Below are 23,830 nucleotides of genomic sequence, written 5' to 3'. Positions count from 1 at the left end.
TACAACTGCAGGGGTTTCTTGATTTATAATGTTTAAAAAGCAAGGAGCAAAGAGCAAAGGCTGAATTGTTGTTTGAATATTCCACCCGTTCTTCTTGCTGAACATGATTCTGGATTTTTTTAAGGCTACTAATCCATAACGATAGAAGAACAAGGAGATTAGAATCCATCTATAATTGTTTCCCGCAGATTTCAGGGATTTCGCAGATTTAGGGTGATGAAACGTTGTGTCGTTGAAATTCAGGATCTTTTTTTAAGGGTACTAACCAATAACGATCGACGAACAAGGAAAATAGCACCCATCTATAATGGTTCCCGCAGATTTCAGGGATTTCGCGGATTTAAGGTGATGAAACGTTGTGTCGTTGAAATTCGGGATCTTTTTAAGACTACTAATGAATAATGATCGACGAACAACAAAATAGGACTCATCTATAATTGTTTCCAGCAGATTTCAGAGATTTCGCGGATTTAGGGTGATGAAACGTTGTGTAGCAGCATTTGAAGTCTGAAAAACGATCTATCTTAAGAGCCTTCCTTCTGAATTTGATTCAGGCTTTATAAGAATTGTTGAAATTGATTTATGAATCTTTTATACATGATGCTAAGAACACTAATGTAACCTTAATGTATTCGTAACTGAATGGTAAATTATCATCAATTACACTCAATAGAGTAAACCTATGGGATTATCATTATGTGATATTACACTATAAATTTATCTTTGTGAAAACATTAATATGGTGCAAACATTAGTGCAATTGAAACGTGGTGAACTGAATGGTTGTACTTCGTTAAAACTTTCAGCAGATCTGGAAACCTTCCCGATCGAAATATTAGATCTGGCCGATACACTTGAATATCTAGACCTATCTGCTAACCGTTTGTCAGAATTACCTCCCGATTTTGGGAAACTTCAGAAATTGAAAGTTTTCTTTTGTTCCAATAATGCATTTACCATTTATCCGGAAGTACTTGCCGATTGTCCATTACTTGACATTGTTGGCTTTAAAGCAAACTGTATTGAACATATTCCTGATCTTGCAATTGGTAGCCATTTACGGTGGTTAATTTTAACCAATAACAGGATAGCTGCACTACCTGCCAGTATTGGAAATTGTTATCGGCTGGAGAAGCTGATGCTTGCAGGCAATAGATTAATGGAATTACCTGACGAATTACAGCATTGCAAAGCACTCGCACTTTTGAGACTTTCGGCCAATAATATCGAATATTTACCGGCCTGGCTATTTAATTTATCAGCATTATCATGGTTGGCTTTTTCTGGAAATCCATGCTGCAGACCATCCATATCCGGGACGGGAGCAACATTTATTGCCTATGATAGCTTAAAAATTCAGGACAAACTCGGGGAAGGTGCATCTGGAACCATTTACCGTGCATCAAGCGATGGAATGCTCCAGGATGTAGCCGTAAAAGTATTTAAGGGCGATGTTACCAGCGATGGTTATCCGGAAGATGAAATGCATTCCAGCATTGAAGCCGGTGACCATGAGGCGTTAGTGAAAATCATTGGTCAAACTAATGATTCGTCTGAATCAAAAACTGGATTGGTCATGGAGCTTATCCCGCAACATTATACAAATCTTGGAAATCCGCCATCACTAAATACCTGTAGCAGGGATGTATTTGATTCGGATAAGCGACTTTCTGCCGGGCAAATCATGAACATTCTAACCGCTATATCTTCAGTGGCTAATCATCTGCATCAAAAAGGGATTATGCATGGTGATTTATATGCGCACAACATGTTGATTGATGCGGATGGAAAAACCTTATTCGGTGACTTTGGTGCTGCAACCCGGTATGAGCGGAATCACTCGGATTTCTCACATGCAATGGAGCGAATAGAAGTAAGTGCTTTTGGACATTTAGTTGACGATCTATTATCATTATATGCATCAGTAGAGCAAGATACTTTTTATTCTGCATTGCGTGCATTAGAAAAATCTTGCCATTTGACAGATGTGGGCCGTAGACCTGGTTTTGAACAGATTGAGTCTGTTTTAGTTGAAATAAAAAGGCAAAATTTAATTTAACTTTCTTTCACTGCTAACTGACCGCAGGCGGCATCAATATCTTTTCCGCGGCTCCGGCGAATGTTAGTGGTAATTCCTTGTGATTTTAGATAACTGGCAAAGGCATCAATTTTATCGCCTTCTGCATTGGTAAAATCAGCGAAGGAAATAGGGTTGTATTCAATCAGGTTTACCTTACAAGGAATGTGCTTGCAAAATTTGGCTAAATCCATAGCATCAGTAATTTCATCATTAAAATGATTGAAAACAATGTATTCGTAGGTAACCGGGTTTTTGGTTTTTGCAAAATAATATTTTAATGCCTCCGCGAGTGACTTTAATGAGTTCGCTTCGTTAATGGGCATGATCTCATTTCGCTTTTTATCATCTGCCGCATGGAGGGAAAGTGCCAGGTTAAATTTAACACCGTCATCGCCTAATTTTTTAATCATTTTGGCAATGCCGGCAGTAGAAACTGTAATGCGCTTGTAACTCATATTCAAACCATCGGGCGCAGTAATGCGTTCGATAGATTTTAATACATTAGCATAGTTTAACAATGGTTCGCCCATGCCCATATATACAATATTAGTTAAGGGGTTATTGTAATTTTGCTTGGCTTGTTTATCAATCAGCACAACCTGATCGTAAATTTCATCTGCATTTAAATTTCTTTTCCGGTCCATATAACCTGTGGCACAGAATTTACAGGTTAAACTGCATCCCACCTGTGAACTTACACAGGCTGTCATGCGGTCTTCTAATGGAATTAAAACGCCCTCTACAATATTGCCATCGGCTAAACGGAAAGTATTTTTAATGGTATGATCATTACTGAACTGGGAGTTGTTAACCTGGACCGCATTAATGGCAAAATTTTCGTCAAGGGTTTTTCGCAAATCTTTAGAAAGATTGCTCATTTCATCAAAGTTAATTGCCGATTTCTCCCATAGCCATTGATAAATCTGCTTTGCCCTAAAGGCAGGTTGCTGCATAGCCGTTAAGTGCTGTTGCAATTGTGCTAAATCAAGTGAGCGGATATCTATCTTTTTTGCTGTTACCATTTGCTGCAAAGGTACTTAAAAAGCACTTAAGCTGAAAGGCGAAAGCAGAAAGCAAATTGTTGTGATTCAGAATTTTACAATTAGCAGGCTATCTTCCTCTTGATCTGCCATTTGATTTTCCTGCAGGCTTACCTTTTGCCGGTTTGGCATTTCTATTGGCAGAGGTGCTTTTGCCGGTGGTTTTGCTTTTAGCTGAAGATGAACCGGTATGCTTTTTAGTTGTTGGTTTAGCCGTAGCGGAATGTTTAGGTTTGTGATTTTTTTTCACTTCTTCCTTTAACTCCGGAATTTCGTCCCAGGTATTGTTCTTTTTCTTTGCAGAGCTTTTTACTTTCGGGCTTGCTTCGGAAGATGATTTCTCAACGCTTTTCATGATTCCGGCCATTTCCTCTTCCGTTAATTCCCTGAATTCCCCTGTTGGGATGCCCTTAAGATTAATGTTCATAATCCGCGTCCGTTCTAATTTTGTCACTTCATATCCGAAGTGTTCACACATTCTCCTGATCTGCCTGTTCAAACCCTGAATCAATGTAATATTGAAAACGAAAGTGCTCACCTGCCTCACCTTACACTTGCGGGTATTGACGCCCAGAATGGGTACACCATTACTCATTTCAAAGATGAAATCATCGGTAATGGGTTTATTAACGGTAACAACATATTCTTTTTCATGTTTGTTACCTGCCCTCAGGATTTTATTCACCAGGTCGCCATTATTGGTTAAGAAAATTAATCCCGATGAATCTTTATCTAAACGGCCAATGGGGAAAATACGTTCACTGTGGTTAATGTAATCCACGATGTTATCGCGGACATTTGATTCGGTGGTGCTGGTCACTCCGGTTGGTTTATTGAAGGCCAGAAGAATAAAGCTGCTTTCTTCTTTAGGTTCGATATGATGTCCGTTCACCATGACCCTGTCTCCGGCCAAAACCTGATCGCCTATTTTAGCCCTTTTACCATTGATAAACACATTACCTTTTTCGATAAAGCGATCTGCCTCCCGGCGGGAACATAATCCGCTTTCGCTGATGAATTTATTTAATCGGGTGGCAGGGTTATTATTCATACTGCAATTTTACGGAAATAATCCCTTTTCTAAACCATATCTGTTCCATGTAACATCAAAACATTACGCTCTAACATCAGGGTTTACAGGAATTAAAGGCTTTGCTAAAAAAAGATTAAGATAAGATGCTCAAATTTTCACACATTATGGCATTTATTCGTATAAAAGAATCCAACAATGTGGACTATAAATACGGATAATTGTTTTATTTTTGATCAATCAATTACGGTAATCAGATTCATTCATTTAATCAGATATGAATTAAATACGAGCATTCAAACTATTCATTTTCATTGGTTCGGAGTATGATATAATGAAAAAGCGTAACTTAAGTTGTCGAACGTATTTCATTACAAAACTCTAAGCATATTAATTACATCAATCCATAATTTAAAATTCTATGCCCGCTGAAGTACCTGTTACATCACCCTTATTTAAGGTAAAAGAAATTACATACGCTTTCAATGCAGAAGAATACGTGAGTTTCTTAAATCATTGTGAAGACTTTATGTCTGTAGAAAAAGAAAACTTTGAAGTGGTACTGGATTCCATTTCAGAGCGGTTAATTAACTGCGCTGATGCCAATACGCCTATAGGTGAAATCAGGCCTCAAATCAAGCTGCTGAAAGAACTTGGGTTTTTTCTTAAAAATATAGTAAGCATTGCAGCGGCAGAATAAACAGTATCATCCCTTTATTCTTAATGCATAATTGTAAAAGTTCGTTATATTTCTCCAGCAGATCAATGTATTTATCTTTCCAGTTCGCATCTTCTAAACCGGGCGCATTTTCTGCAGATTCGGTATAATGAAAGGTGGTTTTGCCTATTGTTTCACCTTTAACAAATAAAGAAGGAAATTCTGAAGAGAAATCATGATTTAGAACAGATCCTATTCGAAAAATGATCTCGGGTTTCAGGTGTCTTTGATTAAACCAATTGTATACAGATCGGCGGTTAACTTTAATAATTCTGGCTAATTCTGCAATGCTATATCCATTTCTTCTGATAATTCTTTCTACTGTCTGGCCGTGATGAAGTTCCATATTACGTAATAAACTGGGATTTAGTGTTCGATTTAAAGATGGGTTGAAATTGTTTTAGCTGTGGGAATGATATTGGAGATATCAACGCGAACCTTTGCCACCAGGGCACAATCAAGCTGGTTGAGTATTAATAATACTGTTCTTTCTTCCACTTCCAGAATCTCTGCCCGGGCACCAGCCTTAAAACCTTTATTGATGATCACCTGGTCTCCAACAGCCAATTGCCTGCTGCTAATCGTTGCTATATCCTGATAGGTGGAAAGGATATCATTAATCCTGGTGATATCTTCATCCGGCATGATGGCCGGCTTACCGCCAAAATTCACATAATTTAGAATGCCTTGTATGGCGAGTACCTTTTGCTCTTCTGCAGGATTGACATAAACAAATAAGTAAGAAGGGAAAAGTGGCTTTTCAATAAGCTTAAATCGATCTGCCCATTTGCTTCTGATGGTTATCACAGGGCAGAAACTGTGCAATCCGCACTGATTAAGTAAATCATGTGCTTTTTTCTCATAATTGGATCGTGTGTATACCACTTTCCATTTTCTTTTTCTCACCTGGTGAAGTGAGATGGTTGCTAAATTCATAATTATTAAGGATGACAATGTAAAATAACCGAAAATCTGTGGTTAATGTCGTATAAAGATTACATATGTATATCATAATGTGAACTTATGTAAACTCATTAGTTTGATAATTAGTTGTTTATACTCTTTTTATGTTTAAATGATGGTTTATTGATGGTTTTGCACAGCAAAGGTTTCCATAAGTAAACACAATTTCTCTTTTGTGCATAATTATGATCGTGTAATGTTCCCAAAACACCACGTTCTGCTAACCATCCCATCAAAAAAGTTTTTAAGGGATTAAATACACCTTACTTTCGCAGAAGCTTTTTGAATGCGATTCACCAATTTCTCTGCATTCAATTTCGTCGAAAAGGATCACTGTAAGTGAAATGGCGAAGCTATACCCCCCAGTGTAATTTACTATATTATGAAAAACAAAATTTTATTGCTTTATGCCATAACGGCTATGCTATTGCTTTCGGCATGTAATGCTTACAAAAATGTACCTTACTTCCAGGATCTGGACAAGAATAAGCAAAGTTCGGAAGACATTAAAAACTTTAGTCCGCTGACTATTCAAAAATCTGATATCCTGGGAATTACCGTTAGCAGCCTGAATCCAAAGGCCTACAGCGATTCCAGCGCGAGGGTTTCGGGTTATCTGGTAGATCAACATGGTGAAATCAAATTGCCGCTCATTGGTAAAATTCCTGCAGCAGGTTTAACCACGGGTGTGCTGGCAGATCAGATACAGGAAAGATTGAAAACCTATTTAAGGGAACCTGCTGTAACAGTAAGAATGCTCAACTTTAAAGTATCCGTAATGGGAGATGTTTTAAAACCGGATGTATATAAGATTGTGAGCGAGCGCGTAACCGTTACGGAAGCTTTAACAATGGCAGGTGATTTAAACATCACGGCTAAAAGAAAAAATATTCTGCTCATCAGAGAAGTTGATGGTAAAAGAGAATTTATTCCGATAGATATTACTTCGGCAAAGCTTTTTACCTCTCCATATTATTATCTAAAGAATAACGATGTTCTTTATGTACAACCAGACAAAACCAAATATGCATCAGTAGACGGAGGTTACCGGACAGTTAGTCTGGTACTTTCGGCACTGTCTATCGTTGCAATCGTTCTTTCGAATTCATTAAGATAAGCCATGAAAAATAACAATGAACAATTTATTTACACTCCATTTGTAGAGCAGGCGGAGGTAAGGCAAAATAAAATATCAGGTGTGGTAAACAACTTACTTTATCACTGGCCATTGGTTATCTTAAGTTTAATCGTTGCTATCGTACTGGCATTTGTTTACATCAGCTCAACCAATTCGGTTTATAATGTAAAAGCTAAAATTTCGATTAACGACAATAAGAATAAGGAAACGAATGTAAAGGAAGCCGCTATGGAACAACTTTCTCTCTCTACAGGCAGTAAACTGGTGGAAAGTGAGGTTGAAATTATTAAATCACGTCCTTTAATCAGAAATGTAGTCGACTCTTTGCAGCTTTGGGTAAATTACAGCATTAAGCAAAGCCTTAAAACAGTTGATATTTATACTTCTTCACCATTCCGTTTGCAATTGATTAAGCCTAAAACAGCTTTATTCACACAGAATTTTGAGGTTGAAATTATTGATGGGAAGCAGTTTAAGATCATGCATAATGAGGAAGAAATCACTGGTCGTTTTGGCGAACCTGTAAAAACAAGTTTCGGGAATTTTACTTTACTGGCCACTGATAAGTTAAAAAATTATCAGGGTGAAACCGTTAAGGTAGATGTTGTGCCGTTGGAAACAGCGGTTACCGCCTATCAGGAAAAAATATCAACCAGCTTCAATAAAACAGCTCCTATGGTTGAGCTTAATATCGAAGATCAGGTACCATTGAGGGGAATCAGGACATTAAACACCTTAATTAGTGTATACAAAAGCTCTAATATTCAAAATAAGAATAAGGAAACGCTTACTACTTTAAAGTTCATCGATGACCGGCTGGCATCTTTACGTGGCGAATTATCACAGGCAGAGAAAACGGTTGAAGGTTATAAAAGTAGCGTAGGCTTAACTGATATTTCTGCTAAAAGTCAGTATTACTTAGATAATGCCCAATCAAATGACGGAAAACTTGGTGCCGTAAGCGTTCAGTTGAATATTATCAATGGCATTGAGCGTTATGTAAATTCTGAAAAGAATGCTTCGAGCCCACCGGCAACGATTGGGATAGAAGATCCGGGATTGGTGGCCCTGGTAGGGAAATTAAGTGCCTTACTATTGGAGAAAGACCAGTTATTGGCTACTGCTCCTGAAAGTAACCCGATATTTTATCCGCTTAACTCTCAGATTAAAAGTACCAAAGCGGCAATAAAAAGTTCAATTAGTAATATCAAATCCTCACTTGTATCGACCAATCGCGAATTGCGGAAGATTAGCTCCGGTTTTGAAAGTTCAATTAAAGATATTCCGGTGCAGGAGCGACAGTATGTGAGTTTCAAACGCCAAATGGATATTAAACAAGGGCTTTATATTTATCTTTTGCAAAAAAGAGAAGAGGTGGCGCTGAGTTATGCATCAACCCTTAAGGATGCACGGATTGTAGAAAATGCCTATGCCGGAAAACCTGAATCGAAGAAAAAGGGACCTTTAACCATAGCCATCTTGCTCGGCATGATTTTTCCGGTGGGCTTATTGTCTTTCAGAAAAAACCTGAGGAATAGAATTTTAACGGTGAATGATATTCAGTTGGGTACATCGGTACCTGTTATTGCTGAATTGATTCATGAAAGCGGTAAGAATGAACTGGTGATGTTGAAGAAAGGGGCTTTTGCCATTACGGAGCAGATCAGGAACCTGCGAACCAATATTTTACAACAAACCAGTGCTTCCAGTAACCAGGTTATTCTGTTTGGTTCGAGCGTTGCCGGTGAGGGAAAAAGTTTTGTCGCCAGCAATTTTGCCTTGTCATTAGCGGCCACTGGTAAGAAAACCATTATTCTTGAATTGGACCTTCGAAAGCCACGGATTGCAAAAATATTCAGGGCTAAAAATTCATCTCTTGGCTTGAGCAGCTTTTTGGAAGGTAAAGCCGCTTTGAATGCCATTATTGAGCCTTCCGTTTTTAATGAGAATCTATCTATTATAGGAGCAGGACCAATTCCGTTGCATCCGTCTGAATTGTTAGAGGGTGGCCGGATGGCTGATTTAATTTCGCAGTTGAGCGCAGAATATGATCATATCATCATCGATTCGCCGCCTATGCACCTGGTAACCGATGGATTAATTCTGTCGCAGTTTGCAGATGTATGTTTGTATATGGTGAGGCATAATCACACGGCCAAATCAGAACTCAGTTTTATTGAGAAACTGTACCAGGAAGAGAAAGTCAAAAATATGTTTATCGTTTTTAACGGCATTTACATGGATAGCAGATATGGTTATGCATTGGATTATGGTTACTATAGCGAGAAAAGCAATAAAAATCTGGTTTCAGGTGCCTTTACAGATCTTGCCTTAAGATTCTAATCTTTATATCCATTCCACTTTAATTATAAGCTATTTCATGTCCGCTTCAAAAAGAATTCTTTCCGGAACCATCGCGTCCTGGGTACAAATCGCAGTGGCTATGCTGGCGCAAATATTACTGGTGCCCTTATATTTAAGTTACTGGGATGCATCTACCTATGGGTTATGGCTTGCGGTGTTGTCTTTTTCAAGCTTACTCAGTGCCTTCGATCTTGGTTTTCAGGAGTATATGGCCTATGAGTTTTTGAAGCTGGGCAGCCGGGTGCCAAAGAAGATAAGTAAATTACTTTCTTCGGGTATGATGGTGGCCATTATTTTAGGCCTGATTCAAATCATTGTGGTCTTGCTGATTTACTGGCTGGATATTCTGCCTATGATTTTTAAAGATCTCGGATCGGCATTAAGGGCAAAGGCCATACAGGCTTTTTATATCCTGTTGATTCAGTCGATCATCTGGCTGCTTTGCAACACGGTTGGTGGTTTATTAAACCGGATCATGGCTACTTTCGGCTATTACCCCCGGATGGCATGGTGGAGTGTACTTACCAATACCGTTTTGTTGCTATCACCAGCCATTTCAGTTGTTTTTGGCGCTAATCTCTTAACCGCGGGAATGGTCATGGCCATTGCCAAAGTGGCTTTTGATCTTCCTGTTTGGTTTGATATGCTGAGGCTGTTGAAGAAACACCATGTAAAAGTGATCAGGCCATCTGTTGCATTGGGATGGACCAGTTTTCGGAAATCTACCAATCTTTCCATAACCGGATTTTTGGAAAATGTTCGTCAGCAGGGCGCAAGACTAATCATGTCGCCCATTATGGGTGCTACTGGTATTGCGGTATTTTCGACCATCAGAACCGGATCTAATGTAGCATTGCAAGGTTTAAGAACGATTATTAATCCACTGATGCCTGAGCTCATGAATTTTTTGCATAAACGCGATCAGGAAAAAACAGAAGTGGCATTTAGTACATTGTGGTTAGTGACCATCGCCATCATTGCGCCGTGTTTACTTGTGGTTCAAACTTTTATCCCACTAATTTACAACACCTGGACAAGGGGCAAGCTGAGTTTTGATCCCTGGTTATTTGCCTTGCTTTCAATAGGAGTACTGGTTTATGCATTATCCCAACCCAGTATTGCTGTGGTGAAAGGCAATAATTTATTGAAACCACAACTGATGATTTCTATAATGAGTGCAGTTATTGCTGTAGTCGGAATCTTAATCCTGGTTCCGGTATTGGGCATTAAAGGTGCTGGTATGGCTTTGCTGCTGTCAGAAATTGCGGCATCAGTGGCTTTTACAAAAATTGCAGAGAAGTGGTTAATCAATGCTGGTTTGGAATGGCCTCATCAGGGTTTTAATGTAGCCCTATTATCGGTAGCATTTACCAGTATTGGGGTTGTATTGATGATCATTTTACCAAATGATGAACATTTAATTCTCACCATAGCTTTATTGCTATTGGCCTTTAACCTTTATCGGTACTGGTTAACCTTACCACAATTAGCGCTCATCAAGGCGAAAGCCATTTTAAATGTTTTCGGACATAAAAACTAAACCATATCATGAATATTCCGGCATATCAAAAAGATAAATCCTATTCAAACAGGAAAACCATACCCTTGGTTAAAGTGATGGTGGGCTCTACATTTTTGGGGCAGGCCAAATTTTATTCGAGGGTAATCCTGCTTATTGCCTTGTTTTTTCAGTGTTATTTCTTCTGGACCACTGATAACATTATTGCCATCGCGAATATTGCGATTGTGTGGTTAATCGTAACAGAGTTTATCATTACGGATGATATGATCAGGAAATATCCGTTATCGTTATTTATTGTCATCGGCTTTGCTTCCACACAGTTTTATTTCCCTTTGCTGTTTACTTCACTGGAATTTAAACCCGTGGTTTATAATTTAGAAAAACCGCAGGATGTTTTTTTTCATGCGAGCCTGGTATTAATTGTACTGTTCATCGCACATTATATTTACCGCTGGTTGCCTTTGCAAAGAGATCGGGAATCTTCTATTTTAAAGCGACTTGGTTTTTTTGAAACCCCACAGAATTTACAATTGTGGATTATGGGATTAATTGGTTTTCTGGCCAATATTTATGTATTGGTTTTTAATCAGTCTTTAGCTACAGAAATCAGTGGTGATGCTTCCGGGAAAGCCATTCAGGCACTCTTTCCCTTTGCCTATGCACCTTACTTTATTCCTTTTAAAGGCTTGTTTGGTGGCGTGGGAAAGGTTAAAAAATCTACCATTTATCTTTTGGTTGGCTTTACGGTTATGCTGTTCATCGTGAGTATTGCGAGGAATAGCCGTGGTGTGTTCATGATCGGTTTCGCATCTATTGGTTTCGCTTACTTTTTAGGCTTGCTCATTGGTATTTTCCGCATTCCTAAAGTGAATTATAAAATAGTTGTTCTGGCGATTTTTGGAATCTGGTTTGTTAACGGCCCGCTTGGAAATTTAGGAACAGCCATGTTGCTTGTTCGCGCTGAACGTTCAGACATCAGTAAAAAGGAACTGATTGAGAAAACCTGGGTGGCGATGAAAGATGATCGGGCCATTGCTTTGCGCCGTTTAGAAGACAGACAGCTGGAAAGCGACTGGGATGAACGTTACCTCGACAATGCATTTGCCTCTCGTTTCGCCACGATCAAGTACAGCGATGCCAGCCTGGTGCAGGCAGAAAAAGTGGGTGAAAATAACCCGCAGATGCGATCACACACCATCAATTACGTATGGGGTGCGCTTCCTGATCCTGTACTTCGGGTAATTAAACCCGAAATTGATAAAGAAAGTTTATATGCCCAATCATTTGGCGATTACATTTATAATCTGGCCGGTGCAGGTAATTCAACCTTTGGTGGTTACCGGTTAGGAAATATGTCAGGCACGGGCATGGCAGCATTTGGATATTGGTACCTGGTTATTCTGGGGGTAGTGATGATCCCGGTATTTATGCTGTTTGATAAATTTATCATCAAAGGGACTTTAAAATACAGGCTTCACGGCCAGGTGGAACACAATATTATATTTAGTGTCTGTGGTTTACTGGCATTGACTTCTATTTTTCAGTACCTGCCCACAGAAAGTGTTGCCGGGCCATTTACTTTTTTAATCAGGGGATATATCCAAAGCCTGTTTCTATATTTTATCCTGTTTAAATTTTCTGGTTTATTCGTTAAATCCAGCAAATAAACAGCCTGATTTTATCCTCAATCATCCTCAAATTTAACCACAGGGAATGCTTAATATTTTATATTTCGGTGATCACCGCCATTTTTCTACCGCATTTCATCGTGCTAAGGCATTAGAAAGACTTGGTCATCATATCATTGGCTATCATAATCCGGAAGAAACCTTACCAGGGTATTTTAAATCTGCCGTAATGAGTGCCATCAATTTTCGGAGTGGCTACCGTTTATTGCAGGGGCATGTGCAGCGGGATCTGGAAAAAATTGTTCAATCGGGCATCAAACCAGATGTGGTTTGGGTAGATAACGGTGAATTTTTCGGAAAGAAATGCCTTCTGATTTTGAAAAAGTTTAATTGCCCAATCATCCTTTACAGCATTGATGATCCTACGGGAAAAAGAGATGGGCGACGGTTTGATAGTTTCTTATCGGCGATAAAATTATACGATTTAATTGCTGTCGTGAGAAAAGAAACGGAAGAAGAATGCAAATCACTTGGTGCTAAACAAGTGCTGAGGGTAATGAGAAGCTATGATGAAATGGCACATGCGCCTTATGAGGATATAGCTGAAATACCATTGAATTTTAAATCAGATGTAGCATTTATTGGCACCTGGATGCGCAATGAAAACCGGGATGAATTCATAAAGGTTTTAATTGATGCCGGGATTTCTGTTTCAATTTGGGGCGATAGATGGCCAAAGAGCCCGCATTTTGAACTGCTGAAACCTTATTACCGGGGACCAAACCTGGGTGGTAAAGATTATATCGCAGCCATACAAGGTGCAAAGATATGTTTGGGTCTGCTCTCTAAAGGAAACCGGGATTTACATACCACCCGATCTATGGAAGTACCTTATGCGGGAGGTTTACTTTGTGCCGAACGCACCAGCGAACATACCGATCTTTACGATGATGGTACGGAAGCTGTTTTTTGGAATGATGCCTATGAATGTGCTTCCATTTGTATAAAGCTGCTGGCAGGAAACGAACTGATGAATATTAAGAACGCCGGAATGAAGAAAGTACGTCACCTTAAATTAGGGAACGAAGATATCTGTAAACAGATCCTTGAAAAAGGATTGTCCATCGCGATTTAATTTCTGTCTTTGCAGTTCGCTGCTTTTAATGATCTCAAAGTATCCGTCACATGGAAGAGATGGCAAAACTTCACATTCCTGATGATAAACATTTAAAAGTTGATGGTTAAAACCATTTGAAGGTTAATGATTTTTCAAACTTATTTTGAATCATGTCATGCTTAACATATTATATTTCGGTGATAACTGGAATTTCTCTACCGCTTACCACCGTGCAAAGGCTTTAGAAAGAATAGGGCATCAGGTAATACATTACCATGCAGCAGAACATTTTCCGGAATTTTTTAAGTCTTCAATTATGAAGGCTATTAATTTCCGGAGTGGTTATCGCCTCGTTCAGCCTTCGGTTCAGCGTAAATTAAAAGAGATTTTACATTCCGGCATCAAGCCTGATGTAATTTGGGTAGATAATGGTGAATTTTTTGGCAGGAAATGTCTTCAGATTCTGAAGCAATTTAATTGTCCGGTGATACTGTACAGCATTGATGATCCGACAGGAAAAAGAGACGGACATCGATTTGATCGTTTGCTTAGTGCAGTGAAATTATATGATGTTATTGCGGTGGTAAGAGGCCAGGCTGCCGAAGAATTTAAAGCCCTTGGTGCCAAAAAGGTAATCAAAGTAATGATGGGTTATGATGAAGTGGCACATGCCCCCTACCTGCATAAAGATGAGATCCCTGCGGGATTTAAATCTGATGTTGCATTTATTGGTACCTGGATGCGCAATGAAAACCGGGATGAATTTATAAAGGTTTTAATTGATGCCGGGATTTCTGTTTCCATTTGGGGCGATCGATGGCCAAAGAGTCGGTATTTTAAATTGCTGAAACCCTATTACCGGGGACCAAACCTGGGTGGTAAAGATTATATCGCAGCCATACAAGGGGCGAAGATGTGTTTAGGTCTGCTCTCTAAAGGAAACCGGGATTTACATACCACCCGATCTATGGAAGTACCTTATGCGGGAGGTTTACTTTGTGCCGAACGCACCAGCGACCATACAAAACTTTACGTGGATGGTATAGAAGCTGTTTTTTGGAATGACGCCTATGAATGTGCTTCCATTTGTAAAAAGCTGCTGGCAGGAAACGAACTGATAAATATTAAGAACGCCGGAATGAAGAAAGTACGCCACCTTAAATTAGGGAACGAAGATATCTGTAAACACATCCTTGAAAAAGGATTATCAAATACGAATTAACTGCTCAATGATATGCTCAATGAAAGGGATAAACAAAGGCAAAGGCGACACCGCAAACGGTTTGAAGCCCGGATAGATGCTGCGGCAATGGTCATTGCAATCAATAGCTATTGCTTAAAACCAGCATTACTGAACATGATTCTTGCTATGCTGGCAGAACTGCCCGACCGTATCCGGTCAAGAATTCACCTGTATGGAATTGATCACGGAGAGGAAGATAATCTGTTTAAAGATCTCGACTTTAAGTCATACACAAAATATGGAGTGCCATTTCATCATGCTGGTCTGGATGGACAAGAGGATTTATCAGCGCATTATGCAGCGATTGACGTACTTATTGTTGCTGAAGATAATGAACCTGGTTTAAATGCCGTAAGATCTGCACTATCTGCAGGTTGCTCAGTCATTACAAAAAGTAAAATTGCTGATAAAATTAACCTCCATATCAAAGATCGTTTAAAGGTTATAGATCAGCCATCTGCCCTGGCACTTTCCGGTCATATTGCGGCACTTGCTTCAAAAAGAAGAAAATTTGATTGCGCCTTAGCCAGTGCGGTCATCTAAGTCTTCCTTAAATTAATTATATGCAAATAATATTTTTTTCAAATCCTGATTTCTTCGGATCAGAGAAAAGGCCCGCGTTCTCGAGTATGCCACGTTTTACGAACATGCTCGTTGATGGTATGAGGGATAAATCACATGAAGTAAGTGTATGGACACCAGGCTCTACCTGCTTTGATCTGCCTTTTCCTGCTAAAATGAGAAAATGGATGGGTTATATCGATCAATATGTATTATTCCCGATTCAGGTAAAAAAGCGGCTCAAGAAAGTTAGTCGGGAAACCATTTTTGTTTTTACCGATCAGGCGCAGGGCCCCTGGATGCCACTGGTTCAAAATAGAAACCATGTGATGCATTGCCATGATTTTCTGGCACAGTGGTCTGCCCTGGGCGAAATTAAGGGGCAGGAAGTAGGACTGACCGGTAGAATGTATCAGAAATTTATTCGTGATGGCTTTAAAAAAGGAAAAAACTTCATTACCAGTTCTTACAAAACGGATACTGACTTAAAGAAGCTTTTACCCGCAGCAAAAATGAATACTTACATGATCTATAATGGATTGGAAGCATTTTACAAACCACTGGATAAAGTGAAAGTGAGAGCATCTTTATCGCCGGCGCTGGGTGTTAACCTCAGTAATGGTTATATCCTTCACGTGGGCGGTAACCACTGGTATAAAAACAGAAAAGGGGTAATTGAAATTTACAATGCCTGGCGATCAATAACCAAAAAAAGAATGCCCTTGTTATTGGTGGGGCCACCTCCTGATGATTTTATTGCGAAATGTCAGAAAGATTCATCATACCGCCACGATATCCATTTCCTTATTGGTCAAACGGATGAAGTGGTCAGCCAGATTTATGCGGGTGCATCGCTATTTCTTTTTCCGTCATTTGCTGAAGGCTTTGGCTGGCCAAGTGCAGAAGCCATGGCTTGTGGATGCCCGGTGATTACCAGTAATGAAGCACCGATGACGGAGGTGGTGAGTGATGCTGGTTTTTTAATTCCCCTAAGGGATGAAGAAAATCCACGCCAATGGGCTACTGATGCAGCATTGGTGGTGGAAGAAGTTTTAAATATGCCAAATCAGGAAGCGGTGGTGTTAAGATCTTTAGAAAATGCCAAGCGGTTTAATAAAGAAAAGGCAATGGATGACTTTGAACAGGTTTATGATCGCATTGTCAGGTTAAATACATTAGAACCTGCTTAAATTATTGTTATGGTTACCTTAATCAGATCACAAATTCCAAAATCAAGTCCGGATATTTCACATTTAATCGCGTTTGAAGATTATTGCCAGCACAATAGCGGCTGGACAATTAAACAAGGTCCGGTACTTTTTAACCCGCGTTCATTTTCACTGCGGTTTTTTTCGGGTATTCAGGCACTATTAAAACCCATTTTAAGGCGCGTAAAAATAAAAGGAGCGGTGCTTTCACTGGGCCTTCCGTATTACCATTACCTTACTGCCAAAACATTCCCATACTTTGGGACCGATAGCGATTTGAGGGTGCTGTGGACCTATGATGTTTGGGCACCTGATTTTGATCGTGTGGAACAGCTGGTTAATAAGAGTAAGATTGATCTTTTATTACTTTCCTCTTACCAGGCCACCGCACACTTTCAAAAACTGAATCTGGGCAACTGCAAGGTTCACTGGGTGCCGGAGACCATTGATGTACACGCCTATCAGCATAAAGAATGGTCAGAAAGATCCATTCATGTACTTTCTTTTGGACGTTCCTGGCAACAGTATCATGAAGTAATTGTAGATGGATGTCATGAACATCACATCAATTACCAGTATCAGGAGCGGTCTGCAACACATGATGTTGCTGTTCACGGCTTAAAGAAGAAACTTCAGTTTCCAACCACTGCAGATTTTACAGCAGGTCTTGCTGATTCGAAAATCTGCATCTGTTTTCCACGTTGTGTTACCCATCCGGCACTGGCCGGAGAAGTATCTACGCTAACGATTCGCTATTTACAGGCCATGGCTTCAAAATGTGTTATCATCGGCGCAGCTCCGAAAGAGATTACCCGGTTGTTTGATTATAACCCGGTGATTGAAGTAGACTGGGAAAAACCTGTTGAACAAATCAGGCATATCCTTGATTATCCGGAAGAATACAGCACGATTGTAGAAAAAAATTATCAAATGGTTCATCAGCATTTCCACCATCAGCAGGCGATAAACCAAATCAATGAACTGGTTAAAGCCAATTTAACCTAAAATATAAATTTATAATACTAATGAGCCAGGAGCCAGTGCAAAAGATTCTTCATATCGTATCATCTATGGACCCTAAAGAGGGGGGGGTATGTCAGGCCGTAAGAACAATTATTTCGGGTTTAGCTACCCGTAACATTTACAGTGAAGTAGTGAGTTTAGATAATGCAGAATCATTTTTTTTTAAAGCGGATCAGTTTACGGTACATGCCTTAGGGCGTGGAACAGGACCCTGGAGATATAATAAAAGGCTTACCTCATGGTTTGTAACCAATTTATCTTATTTCGATAAGGTAATTGTTCACGGACTTTGGACGTATATGGGTTTTTCGCTACAGAAAGCAATCAAAGCCTTATCCTCAAAAAAAGAAGAGAAAATTCCGAAGGTTTTTGTGATGCCCCACGGCATGCTTGATCCTTATTTCCAGCGGGCTGCGGGCAGAAAACTGAAAGCCTTAAGAAATGTATTTTACTGGAAATTTATTGAACATAAACTCATTAACCTTGCCGATGGTATTTTATTTACCTGCGAGGAAGAGGCGGCCCTGGCAAAGCTGCCCTTTAAACCTTATCAACCAAAGAAAACTTATATCACCGGTTTAGGGGTGGAGCATCCGCCGGCATATGTAGAGGAAATGAAGGTGGAGTTTGAAAGCCGGTGCCCTCATTTGGATCATGCCCCCTACCTTCTTTTTCTCAGCAGGATAAATGAAAAAAAGGGAGTTGATTTATTATTGGATGCATATCAATCGATTGTAGAATCTGTTGAGGAAAATCCCCGTTCAGGGCTTGCGGGCCTGTTACCAAAACTAGTTATCGCGGGGCCGGATCTGGAAAGTGAATTTGGAAAGAAGATTCAAAACCAGGTTAACAGTAATCACTTGCTTAGAAAATCGGTCATTTTTACAGGCATGCTTTCAGGGCTTTCTAAATGGGGGGCTTTTTATGGCTGTGAAGCTTTTATCCTGCCCAGCCACCAGGAAAATTTCGGAATCGCCGTAGTGGAAGCTTTAGGGTGTGCCAAGCCGGTTTTAATTTCCAATCAGGTCAATATCTGGCGTGAAATTAATGAAGATGGTGGCTGTTATGTGTTTAACAATACCATTGATGGTACCCGTAAGCTATTGGAATCATGGGGGCAGAGCTCTTATAAAACAAAGAAAATGATGTCGAAAAATGCTTTTTATTCTTTTACCAAAAACTTTTCTACTACGCCGGCCACCACCCGGTTTGTAGATGCAATTTCTAATCCGAACTAAGCAATCATGGAAACATCAACCTTAATCGCCAGTGATCTTTCGAAATTTGAGATCGGAGATTATAATGCTGGCACCAAATGGAAAATTATACTTTGGTATCCCATCAATTACTTCATCTTTAACAGCAGTATTCCCTGGCCTAATATGTTTAAATCATGGTTACTTCGATTATTTGGAGCCCGTATTGGAACAGGCTTAATTATTAAGCCCAGGGTGATTATCAAAAACCCACAGAAGTTAGTCATTGGAGATAACTGCTGGCTTGGCGAATCTGTTTGGATTGATAACCTGGATAAAGTAACACTTGGTAATAACGTCTGTATTTCTCAGGGAGCGATGTTGCTTACGGGAAATCATGATTACAGTAAGATGGATTTTCCGTATCGCCTGGGTGCTATCACCTTAGCGGATGGCGTTTGGATAGGTGCAAAATCGGTTGTGTGCCCGGGCATCACCTGTTTATCACATGCTATCCTTACCGTAAATTCGGTAGCCACCAAAAACCTGGAACCCAGAAAAATATATTCAGGTAATCCAGCCGTTTATCTCCGTGATAGAAAAATCACAAACTAATATAACTGGTTTTTGCCAGAAAAATAATTCAGCTAACCACCTGTCATTCAGCTATGCCATCAATAATATTGATGTTAGCAAAGTTGATGATACCCATTAAACCTTGTTGCATTCATTAGCCTTAAGCATGTTATGATGCCTGATGCTGGATTGTAACCGCTCAATATTAACCTTATGGAACAAATCAACGTCGCTAAAAAACGCATTTTATTGCTTGGCATCAATTTCTCGCCTGAGCTTACCGGTATTGGAAAATATTCCGGTGAGATGATTGATTGGCTAATTAAGGATGGCTATGACTGTACCGTGGTCACTTCATTTCCATACTACCCAAACTGGAGTGTTCAAAAGCCATATAGCGGGCTGTTTTATAAAAAAGAGGTTAACGAAAATGGCGACCTAAGGGTATACAGATGCCCGCTTTATGTGCCTTCAGTACCTACGGGAAAGAAAAGGATTTTACATGACATCAGCTTTTTCATCACTTCATTGGTCATGATGCTTTATCTGCTGTTTAAACCCAAAAGTGATTATGTTTTTTGTGTGGCTCCACCTTTTCATTTGGGATTTTTAAGTGCATTCTACTGCTTTATAAAAGGAAGCAAAATGATTTACCACATTCAGGATTTGCAAATTGAGGCGGCCAGAGATCTTGGCGTCATTAAAAACCAGTCTTTATTTGCCATGATGCTTAAAATGGAGAAGTTCATTATGAAAAGAGCAACATACGTTTCAACCATTTCAGCTGGGATGTTAGCAAAGGTCGCCTTAAAAACAGATAAGAAAATCCTGATGTTTCCGAATTGGGTAGACGTAGATGAATTTCATCCCATGAACAGGAGGGCGGAGTTGAAACAACAATGGGGCTTTACTGCTGCAGATAAGATTGTGCTTTACTCTGGTAGTATTGGAGAAAAACAGGGCCTGGAAAGTTTAATTTCAATTGCCAGTGATTTTCAGCAGCATGCATCCATTCAGTTTATCATTTGTGGAAACGGACCATACCGTAACAAATTGCAGCAAATGGCCACTGATCAAAAGCTTTTTAATATTAGCTTTTTACCCTTGCAACCGCTCCATATTTTTAATGAATTTTTAAATATGAGTGATGTTCACCTGGTGCTGCAAAAGAAAAATGCCTGTGATTTAATGATGCCTTCTAAACTGGCCGGAATACTTTCTTCGGGTGGTTTGGCACTGGTTACGGCAGAGCAGGGAAGTACACTACATAAAATTATCAGGGAACATAACATGGGGGTGGTGATTAATTGTGAGGATGAAAGTCTGTTGGCCAGTACCATCCTGGCCTGTTGTTCTGGCGATCATCAGACCAGAACCTTGAATGCCCGTGCATATGCCATGCGGGAGCTTAACCGTGATGTGATTTTAAGACGCTTGTTTTTGGAATTGGAAACGGGCGTAGCATTAAAAACACTCCTTCCTGAGGTTAAAGAAATTAAAACGGAGCTGGTTTTTAGTAATCAGAATTAAGGCTCAACAATAACTGAACATGAATAATTTAAATCTACAAGACGAATCGATTATAAACCATTACCAAACTGAATTGACAGGCAATTTAAATGATCAGCTGATCTCAGATCCATCACTGGAAATGACAGACAGCTCATATGTATATCAGCAACAACTAAAAAGGCTTTTTGATATTCTGTTCAGTTTAACGGTATTAATTGCTTTTAGCTGGGTATACGTCATTATAGCCTTGCTGATCAGAACAGACAGCCGGGGCAAAGTGATATTTAAGCAGCAGCGCACAGGTAAAGATGACCAGGCATTTTGGTGCTATAAATTTCGAACCATGGTCGTTAATGATCATGCACACACCAATCACGCACAGAAAAATGATTCCAGAATTACCGGTATTGGCCGCTTTTTAAGAAAATCAAGTTTAGATGAACTGCCACAGTTTTTCAACGTACTGATGGGGACGATGAGTGTGGTTGGTCCGCGGCCGCACATGCTGAAGCACACACAGGAGTACCGTGAAACCATTGATCATTTTATGGTTCGCCACAGCATTAAACCTGGTATTACGGGTTGGGCACAGGTGAAAGGCTTTAGGGGAAATACCACCGGAAATGAAATGATGGAAAACCGGGTAAAGCATGATATCTGGTATATCGAAAACTGGTCAAATAAGCTCGATCTAAAAATTATCATGCTCACCGCAAGGCAGGTTTTGAGGGGACATGAAAACGCATTTTAAAAAGGAACATAAAATATTTTATAAATAAAAAAGACAATGAAAAAAAAGGCATTAATCACAGGCATAACCGGACAAGACGGTGCGTACTTAACTGAACTTTTATTGGAGAAGGGTTATGAAGTTCACGGTATAAAAAGAAGAAGCTCACAGTTTAATACCGACAGGATCGACCATTTATATCAGGGCCCTGAAGTTGAAAACAGAAGTTTGGTTCTTCATTATGGTGATTTAACGGATTCTACCAATTTGATCAGAATTATCCAGCAGGTTCAGCCTGATGAGATTTATAACCTTGGTGCGATGTCTCATGTTCAGGTAAGTTTTGATGTTCCGGAATATACAGCTAATGCAGATGGTATCGGAACATTAAGGATTTTGGAAGCCATCAGGATCTTAGGCTTACAAAAGAAAACCCGGATTTACCAGGCTTCTACTTCAGAACTTTATGGCTTGGTACAAGCCGTTCCACAAAGTGAAACCACTCCTTTTTATCCCCGTTCGCCATATGCAGTAGCTAAAATGTATGCTTACTGGATTACGGTGAATTACAGAGAAGCATATGGCATGTATGCTTGTAACGGCATTTTATTTAATCATGAAAGCCCGCTGCGCGGAGAAACTTTTGTCACCAGAAAAATTACCAGAGGTGTAGCCAAGATTGGTTTAGGGCTTCAGGATATGCTTTACCTGGGTAATCTGGATGCCAGAAGAGACTGGGGCCATGCGAAAGATTATGTAGAAGCCATGTATTTAATCCTGCAACAAGATGCACCTTCAGATTTTGTGATTGCTACAGGCATTACGACACCGGTTCGTGATTTTGTAAAGCTGGCTTTTGCCGAAATTGGTATTGAAATCGGTTTCTCCGGAACAGGTGTAGCAGAGAAAGGATTTGTGGTGTATTGTAACCATCCTGATTATCAATTGGAGATTGGAAGAGAGGTAGTGGCTGTTGATCCAAAATATTTCAGACCTACGGAGGTAGACCTTTTGGTTGGCGATCCAAAAAAATCAAATGAATTGCTTAACTGGACACCCAAATACAATTTGCAAATGCTGGTAAGCGAAATGGTTGAGGCTGATATTCAGCTTTTCAGAAAAGATCAATTGCTTAAAGAATCAGGCTATACCATAAAAAATCAATATGAATAAGATGAAACAGACAGATTTATTGAATTTAGATGCTAAAATTTATGTCGCAGGGCATAAGGGAATGGTAGGCTCGGCGATAGAAAGAACCTTAATCAACCAGGGCTATACAAATATAATTAAAAGAACATCCAAGCAACTGGATCTTACCGATAAGTTAGAAGTAGATCATTTCTTTGTTTCAGAAAAGCCTGAATATGTTTTCTTAGCTGCGGCCAAAGTAGGTGGTATCGTGGCAAACAACACCTATCCCGCTGATTTTTTATTCCAGAACATGAATATTCAAAATAATGTGATTCATGCATCAATGCTGAATAAAGTTAAAAAGCTTTTATTTCTGGGCTCATCCTGTATTTATCCAAAATTTGCACAGCAGCCTATTAAAGAAGAATATTTATTAACAGGTGACCTGGAGGCTACAAATGATGCTTATGCCATTGCCAAAATTAGTGGAATTAAAATGTGTCAGGCTTATGCCAAACAATATGGCATGAACTTTATCAGTGCGATGCCAACCAATTTATATGGCCAGAATGATAATTATCATCCGGAGAATTCTCACGTGCTGCCAGCCCTGATCCGTAAAATACATGAGGCAAAAGATACCGGAGCGGCTAACGTAACGGTTTGGGGTACAGGAACACCCAAAAGAGAATTTCTTTATGCAGATGATTTGGCAGAAGCCTGCATCCACCTGATGAAGGTGTACAACAGCAGTGATATTGTAAATATTGGTACAGGAGAAGACCTCACCATCAAAGACCTCGCTACCTCTATTGCAGAGGCTTTGGAATATGAGGGTGATTTAATTTTCGATGTGTCAAAACCTGATGGCACACCAAGAAAACTGCTTGATGTTTCCAGAATCAAAAACACGGGTTGGCAACCTAAAACAGGCTTACCGGAAGGTATTCTTCTGGCTTACCAGGATTATCTGAAACAAATAAACGAATCTAAAATGGCTGTTCGTCATGAAGTGCTTTGTGTATCATAAACACTGAGCAGTTTATA

21 protein-coding genes are annotated in these 23,830 nt (G+C 39.6%); 17 read left to right on the top strand and 4 right to left on the bottom strand.

Annotated features, from left to right (window positions below; all coding sequences use genetic code 11):
• Positions 1 to 739 precede the first annotated feature (739 nt).
• Positions 740 to 2,059 (top strand): leucine-rich repeat-containing protein kinase family protein, encoded by a 1,320-nt coding sequence (locus tag OQ267_RS20615; RefSeq protein WP_265837832.1) that lies wholly within the window; start codon positions 740 to 742, stop codon positions 2,057 to 2,059.
• On the opposite strand, the gene rlmN is transcribed toward OQ267_RS20615, so the two are convergent.
• On the bottom strand, positions 2,056 to 3,102 hold the full coding sequence (gene rlmN, locus OQ267_RS20610) for a 23S rRNA (adenine(2503)-C(2))-methyltransferase RlmN (protein ID WP_265837830.1): 1,047 nt from the start codon (positions 3,100 to 3,102) through the stop codon (positions 2,056 to 2,058). The genes OQ267_RS20615 and rlmN overlap by 4 nt on opposite strands.
• Positions 3,103 to 3,190: 88 nt before the next feature.
• Positions 3,191 to 4,171, bottom strand: coding sequence for a 23S rRNA pseudouridine(2604) synthase RluF (rluF, locus tag OQ267_RS20605; protein WP_265837829.1), 981 nt, complete (start codon positions 4,169 to 4,171; stop codon positions 3,191 to 3,193).
• A gap of 400 nt (positions 4,172 to 4,571) precedes the next feature.
• On the opposite strand from rluF, the gene OQ267_RS20600 reads away from it, so the two are divergent.
• Positions 4,572 to 4,850: a hypothetical protein gene (locus OQ267_RS20600; RefSeq protein ID WP_088302391.1), complete on the top strand. Its 279-nt coding sequence runs from the start codon at positions 4,572 to 4,574 to the stop codon at positions 4,848 to 4,850.
• Here the strand turns inward: OQ267_RS20600 and OQ267_RS20595 are convergent.
• Together OQ267_RS20595 and OQ267_RS20590 are read right to left on the bottom strand one after the other, a co-directional pair.
• Positions 4,816 to 5,214 (bottom strand): helix-turn-helix domain-containing protein, encoded by a 399-nt coding sequence (locus tag OQ267_RS20595; RefSeq protein WP_088302393.1) that lies wholly within the window; start codon positions 5,212 to 5,214, stop codon positions 4,816 to 4,818. The genes OQ267_RS20600 and OQ267_RS20595 overlap by 35 nt on opposite strands.
• A 32-nt stretch (positions 5,215 to 5,246) precedes the next feature.
• Positions 5,247 to 5,804, bottom strand: coding sequence for a UpxY family transcription antiterminator (locus OQ267_RS20590; RefSeq protein ID WP_265837827.1), 558 nt, complete (start codon positions 5,802 to 5,804; stop codon positions 5,247 to 5,249).
• A gap of 409 nt (positions 5,805 to 6,213) precedes the next feature.
• On the opposite strand from OQ267_RS20590, the gene OQ267_RS20585 reads away from it, so the two are divergent.
• The 15 genes from OQ267_RS20585 to OQ267_RS20515 all read left to right on the top strand — a co-directional run bounded on the left by OQ267_RS20585 (position 6,214) and on the right by OQ267_RS20515 (position 23,813).
• Entirely contained in the window at positions 6,214 to 6,948 is a 735-nt protein-coding gene (locus OQ267_RS20585; protein ID WP_088302396.1) for a polysaccharide biosynthesis/export family protein, read from the top strand.
• A gap of 3 nt (positions 6,949 to 6,951) precedes the next feature.
• Positions 6,952 to 9,312 carry a GumC family protein gene (locus OQ267_RS20580; RefSeq protein WP_265837825.1) on the top strand — a complete coding sequence of 787 codons (2,361 nt, stop codon included), beginning with the start codon at positions 6,952 to 6,954 and terminating at the stop codon, positions 9,310 to 9,312.
• Positions 9,313 to 9,349: 37 nt separating this feature from the next.
• A complete protein-coding gene (locus OQ267_RS20575; protein WP_265837823.1) occupies positions 9,350 to 10,873 on the top strand; it encodes a lipopolysaccharide biosynthesis protein in 1,524 nt (507 codons plus the stop codon).
• An 8-nt stretch (positions 10,874 to 10,881) separates the two neighbouring features.
• A complete protein-coding gene (locus OQ267_RS20570; protein ID WP_088302401.1) occupies positions 10,882 to 12,522 on the top strand; it encodes a hypothetical protein in 1,641 nt (546 codons plus the stop codon).
• Between the two features lie 46 nt (positions 12,523 to 12,568).
• The gene (locus OQ267_RS20565) at positions 12,569 to 13,618 is read left to right on the top strand and encodes a CgeB family protein (protein ID WP_265837822.1); all 1,050 of its coding nucleotides are present in this window, start codon (positions 12,569 to 12,571) and stop codon (positions 13,616 to 13,618) included.
• 157 nt (positions 13,619 to 13,775) lie between these two features.
• On the top strand, positions 13,776 to 14,822 hold the full coding sequence (locus tag OQ267_RS20560) for a CgeB family protein (RefSeq protein WP_265837821.1): 1,047 nt from the start codon (positions 13,776 to 13,778) through the stop codon (positions 14,820 to 14,822).
• Positions 14,823 to 14,834: 12 nt separating this feature from the next.
• The gene (locus OQ267_RS20555) at positions 14,835 to 15,386 is read left to right on the top strand and encodes a hypothetical protein (RefSeq protein ID WP_265837819.1); all 552 of its coding nucleotides are present in this window, start codon (positions 14,835 to 14,837) and stop codon (positions 15,384 to 15,386) included.
• Between the two features lie 20 nt (positions 15,387 to 15,406).
• Positions 15,407 to 16,594 (top strand): glycosyltransferase, encoded by a 1,188-nt coding sequence (locus OQ267_RS20550; protein WP_265837817.1) that lies wholly within the window; start codon positions 15,407 to 15,409, stop codon positions 16,592 to 16,594.
• Positions 16,595 to 16,603: 9 nt separating this feature from the next.
• Positions 16,604 to 17,617: a glycosyltransferase gene (locus OQ267_RS20545; RefSeq protein WP_265837815.1), complete on the top strand. Its 1,014-nt coding sequence runs from the start codon at positions 16,604 to 16,606 to the stop codon at positions 17,615 to 17,617.
• 20 nt (positions 17,618 to 17,637) lie between these two features.
• Positions 17,638 to 18,873 (top strand): glycosyltransferase, encoded by a 1,236-nt coding sequence (locus OQ267_RS20540; protein WP_265837814.1) that lies wholly within the window; start codon positions 17,638 to 17,640, stop codon positions 18,871 to 18,873.
• A 6-nt stretch (positions 18,874 to 18,879) separates the two neighbouring features.
• Positions 18,880 to 19,446, top strand: a complete 567-nt coding sequence (locus OQ267_RS20535) for a WcaF family extracellular polysaccharide biosynthesis acetyltransferase (protein WP_265837812.1) — start codon at positions 18,880 to 18,882, stop codon at positions 19,444 to 19,446.
• Positions 19,447 to 19,620: 174 nt separating this feature from the next.
• The gene (locus OQ267_RS20530; RefSeq protein WP_265837811.1) at positions 19,621 to 20,937 is read left to right on the top strand and encodes a WcaI family glycosyltransferase; all 1,317 of its coding nucleotides are present in this window, start codon (positions 19,621 to 19,623) and stop codon (positions 20,935 to 20,937) included.
• Positions 20,938 to 20,956: 19 nt separating this feature from the next.
• Complete coding sequence (locus tag OQ267_RS20525) at positions 20,957 to 21,670, top strand: exopolysaccharide biosynthesis polyprenyl glycosylphosphotransferase (protein WP_265837809.1); 714 nt, start codon at positions 20,957 to 20,959, stop codon at positions 21,668 to 21,670.
• Between the two features lie 36 nt (positions 21,671 to 21,706).
• Positions 21,707 to 22,822 (top strand): GDP-mannose 4,6-dehydratase, encoded by a 1,116-nt coding sequence (gene gmd / locus OQ267_RS20520; RefSeq protein ID WP_088302417.1) that lies wholly within the window; start codon positions 21,707 to 21,709, stop codon positions 22,820 to 22,822.
• Positions 22,815 to 23,813: a GDP-L-fucose synthase gene (locus tag OQ267_RS20515; RefSeq protein ID WP_322974892.1), complete on the top strand. Its 999-nt coding sequence runs from the start codon at positions 22,815 to 22,817 to the stop codon at positions 23,811 to 23,813. The genes gmd and OQ267_RS20515 overlap by 8 nt, the downstream gene beginning before the upstream one ends.
• The last annotated feature ends 17 nt before the right edge of the window (positions 23,814 to 23,830 follow it).

This window comes from Pedobacter sp. MR22-3 (assembly GCF_026240075.1).
Classification (GTDB): Bacteria; Bacteroidota; Bacteroidia; order Sphingobacteriales; family Sphingobacteriaceae; genus Pedobacter.
The sequence above is the reverse complement of the archived record's forward strand: the minus strand, read 5'-3'. Positions and strand labels throughout refer to the sequence as shown.

What these genes read in the sequence shown, in the direction of transcription:
- OQ267_RS20615 (WP_265837832.1), top strand. Translation starts at nt 740, where the DNA reads ATGGTGCAAACATTAGTGCAATTGAAACGTGGTGAACTGAATGGTTGT.
- rlmN (WP_265837830.1), bottom strand. Translation starts at nt 3,102, where the DNA reads ATGGTAACAGCAAAAAAGATAGATATCCGCTCACTTGATTTAGCACAA.
- rluF (WP_265837829.1), bottom strand. Translation starts at nt 4,171, where the DNA reads ATGAATAATAACCCTGCCACCCGATTAAATAAATTCATCAGCGAAAGC.
- OQ267_RS20600 (WP_088302391.1), top strand. Translation starts at nt 4,572, where the DNA reads ATGCCCGCTGAAGTACCTGTTACATCACCCTTATTTAAGGTAAAAGAA.
- OQ267_RS20595 (WP_088302393.1), bottom strand. Translation starts at nt 5,214, where the DNA reads ATGGAACTTCATCACGGCCAGACAGTAGAAAGAATTATCAGAAGAAAT.
- OQ267_RS20590 (WP_265837827.1), bottom strand. Translation starts at nt 5,804, where the DNA reads ATGAATTTAGCAACCATCTCACTTCACCAGGTGAGAAAAAGAAAATGG.
- OQ267_RS20585 (WP_088302396.1), top strand. Translation starts at nt 6,214, where the DNA reads ATGAAAAACAAAATTTTATTGCTTTATGCCATAACGGCTATGCTATTG.
- OQ267_RS20580 (WP_265837825.1), top strand. Translation starts at nt 6,952, where the DNA reads ATGAAAAATAACAATGAACAATTTATTTACACTCCATTTGTAGAGCAG.
- OQ267_RS20575 (WP_265837823.1), top strand. Translation starts at nt 9,350, where the DNA reads ATGTCCGCTTCAAAAAGAATTCTTTCCGGAACCATCGCGTCCTGGGTA.
- OQ267_RS20570 (WP_088302401.1), top strand. Translation starts at nt 10,882, where the DNA reads ATGAATATTCCGGCATATCAAAAAGATAAATCCTATTCAAACAGGAAA.
- OQ267_RS20565 (WP_265837822.1), top strand. Translation starts at nt 12,569, where the DNA reads ATGCTTAATATTTTATATTTCGGTGATCACCGCCATTTTTCTACCGCA.
- OQ267_RS20560 (WP_265837821.1), top strand. Translation starts at nt 13,776, where the DNA reads ATGCTTAACATATTATATTTCGGTGATAACTGGAATTTCTCTACCGCT.
- OQ267_RS20555 (WP_265837819.1), top strand. Translation starts at nt 14,835, where the DNA reads ATGCTCAATGAAAGGGATAAACAAAGGCAAAGGCGACACCGCAAACGG.
- OQ267_RS20550 (WP_265837817.1), top strand. Translation starts at nt 15,407, where the DNA reads ATGCAAATAATATTTTTTTCAAATCCTGATTTCTTCGGATCAGAGAAA.
- OQ267_RS20545 (WP_265837815.1), top strand. Translation starts at nt 16,604, where the DNA reads ATGGTTACCTTAATCAGATCACAAATTCCAAAATCAAGTCCGGATATT.
- OQ267_RS20540 (WP_265837814.1), top strand. Translation starts at nt 17,638, where the DNA reads ATGAGCCAGGAGCCAGTGCAAAAGATTCTTCATATCGTATCATCTATG.
- OQ267_RS20535 (WP_265837812.1), top strand. Translation starts at nt 18,880, where the DNA reads ATGGAAACATCAACCTTAATCGCCAGTGATCTTTCGAAATTTGAGATC.
- OQ267_RS20530 (WP_265837811.1), top strand. Translation starts at nt 19,621, where the DNA reads ATGGAACAAATCAACGTCGCTAAAAAACGCATTTTATTGCTTGGCATC.
- OQ267_RS20525 (WP_265837809.1), top strand. Translation starts at nt 20,957, where the DNA reads ATGAATAATTTAAATCTACAAGACGAATCGATTATAAACCATTACCAA.
- gmd (WP_088302417.1), top strand. Translation starts at nt 21,707, where the DNA reads ATGAAAAAAAAGGCATTAATCACAGGCATAACCGGACAAGACGGTGCG.
- OQ267_RS20515 (WP_322974892.1), top strand. Translation starts at nt 22,815, where the DNA reads ATGAATAAGATGAAACAGACAGATTTATTGAATTTAGATGCTAAAATT.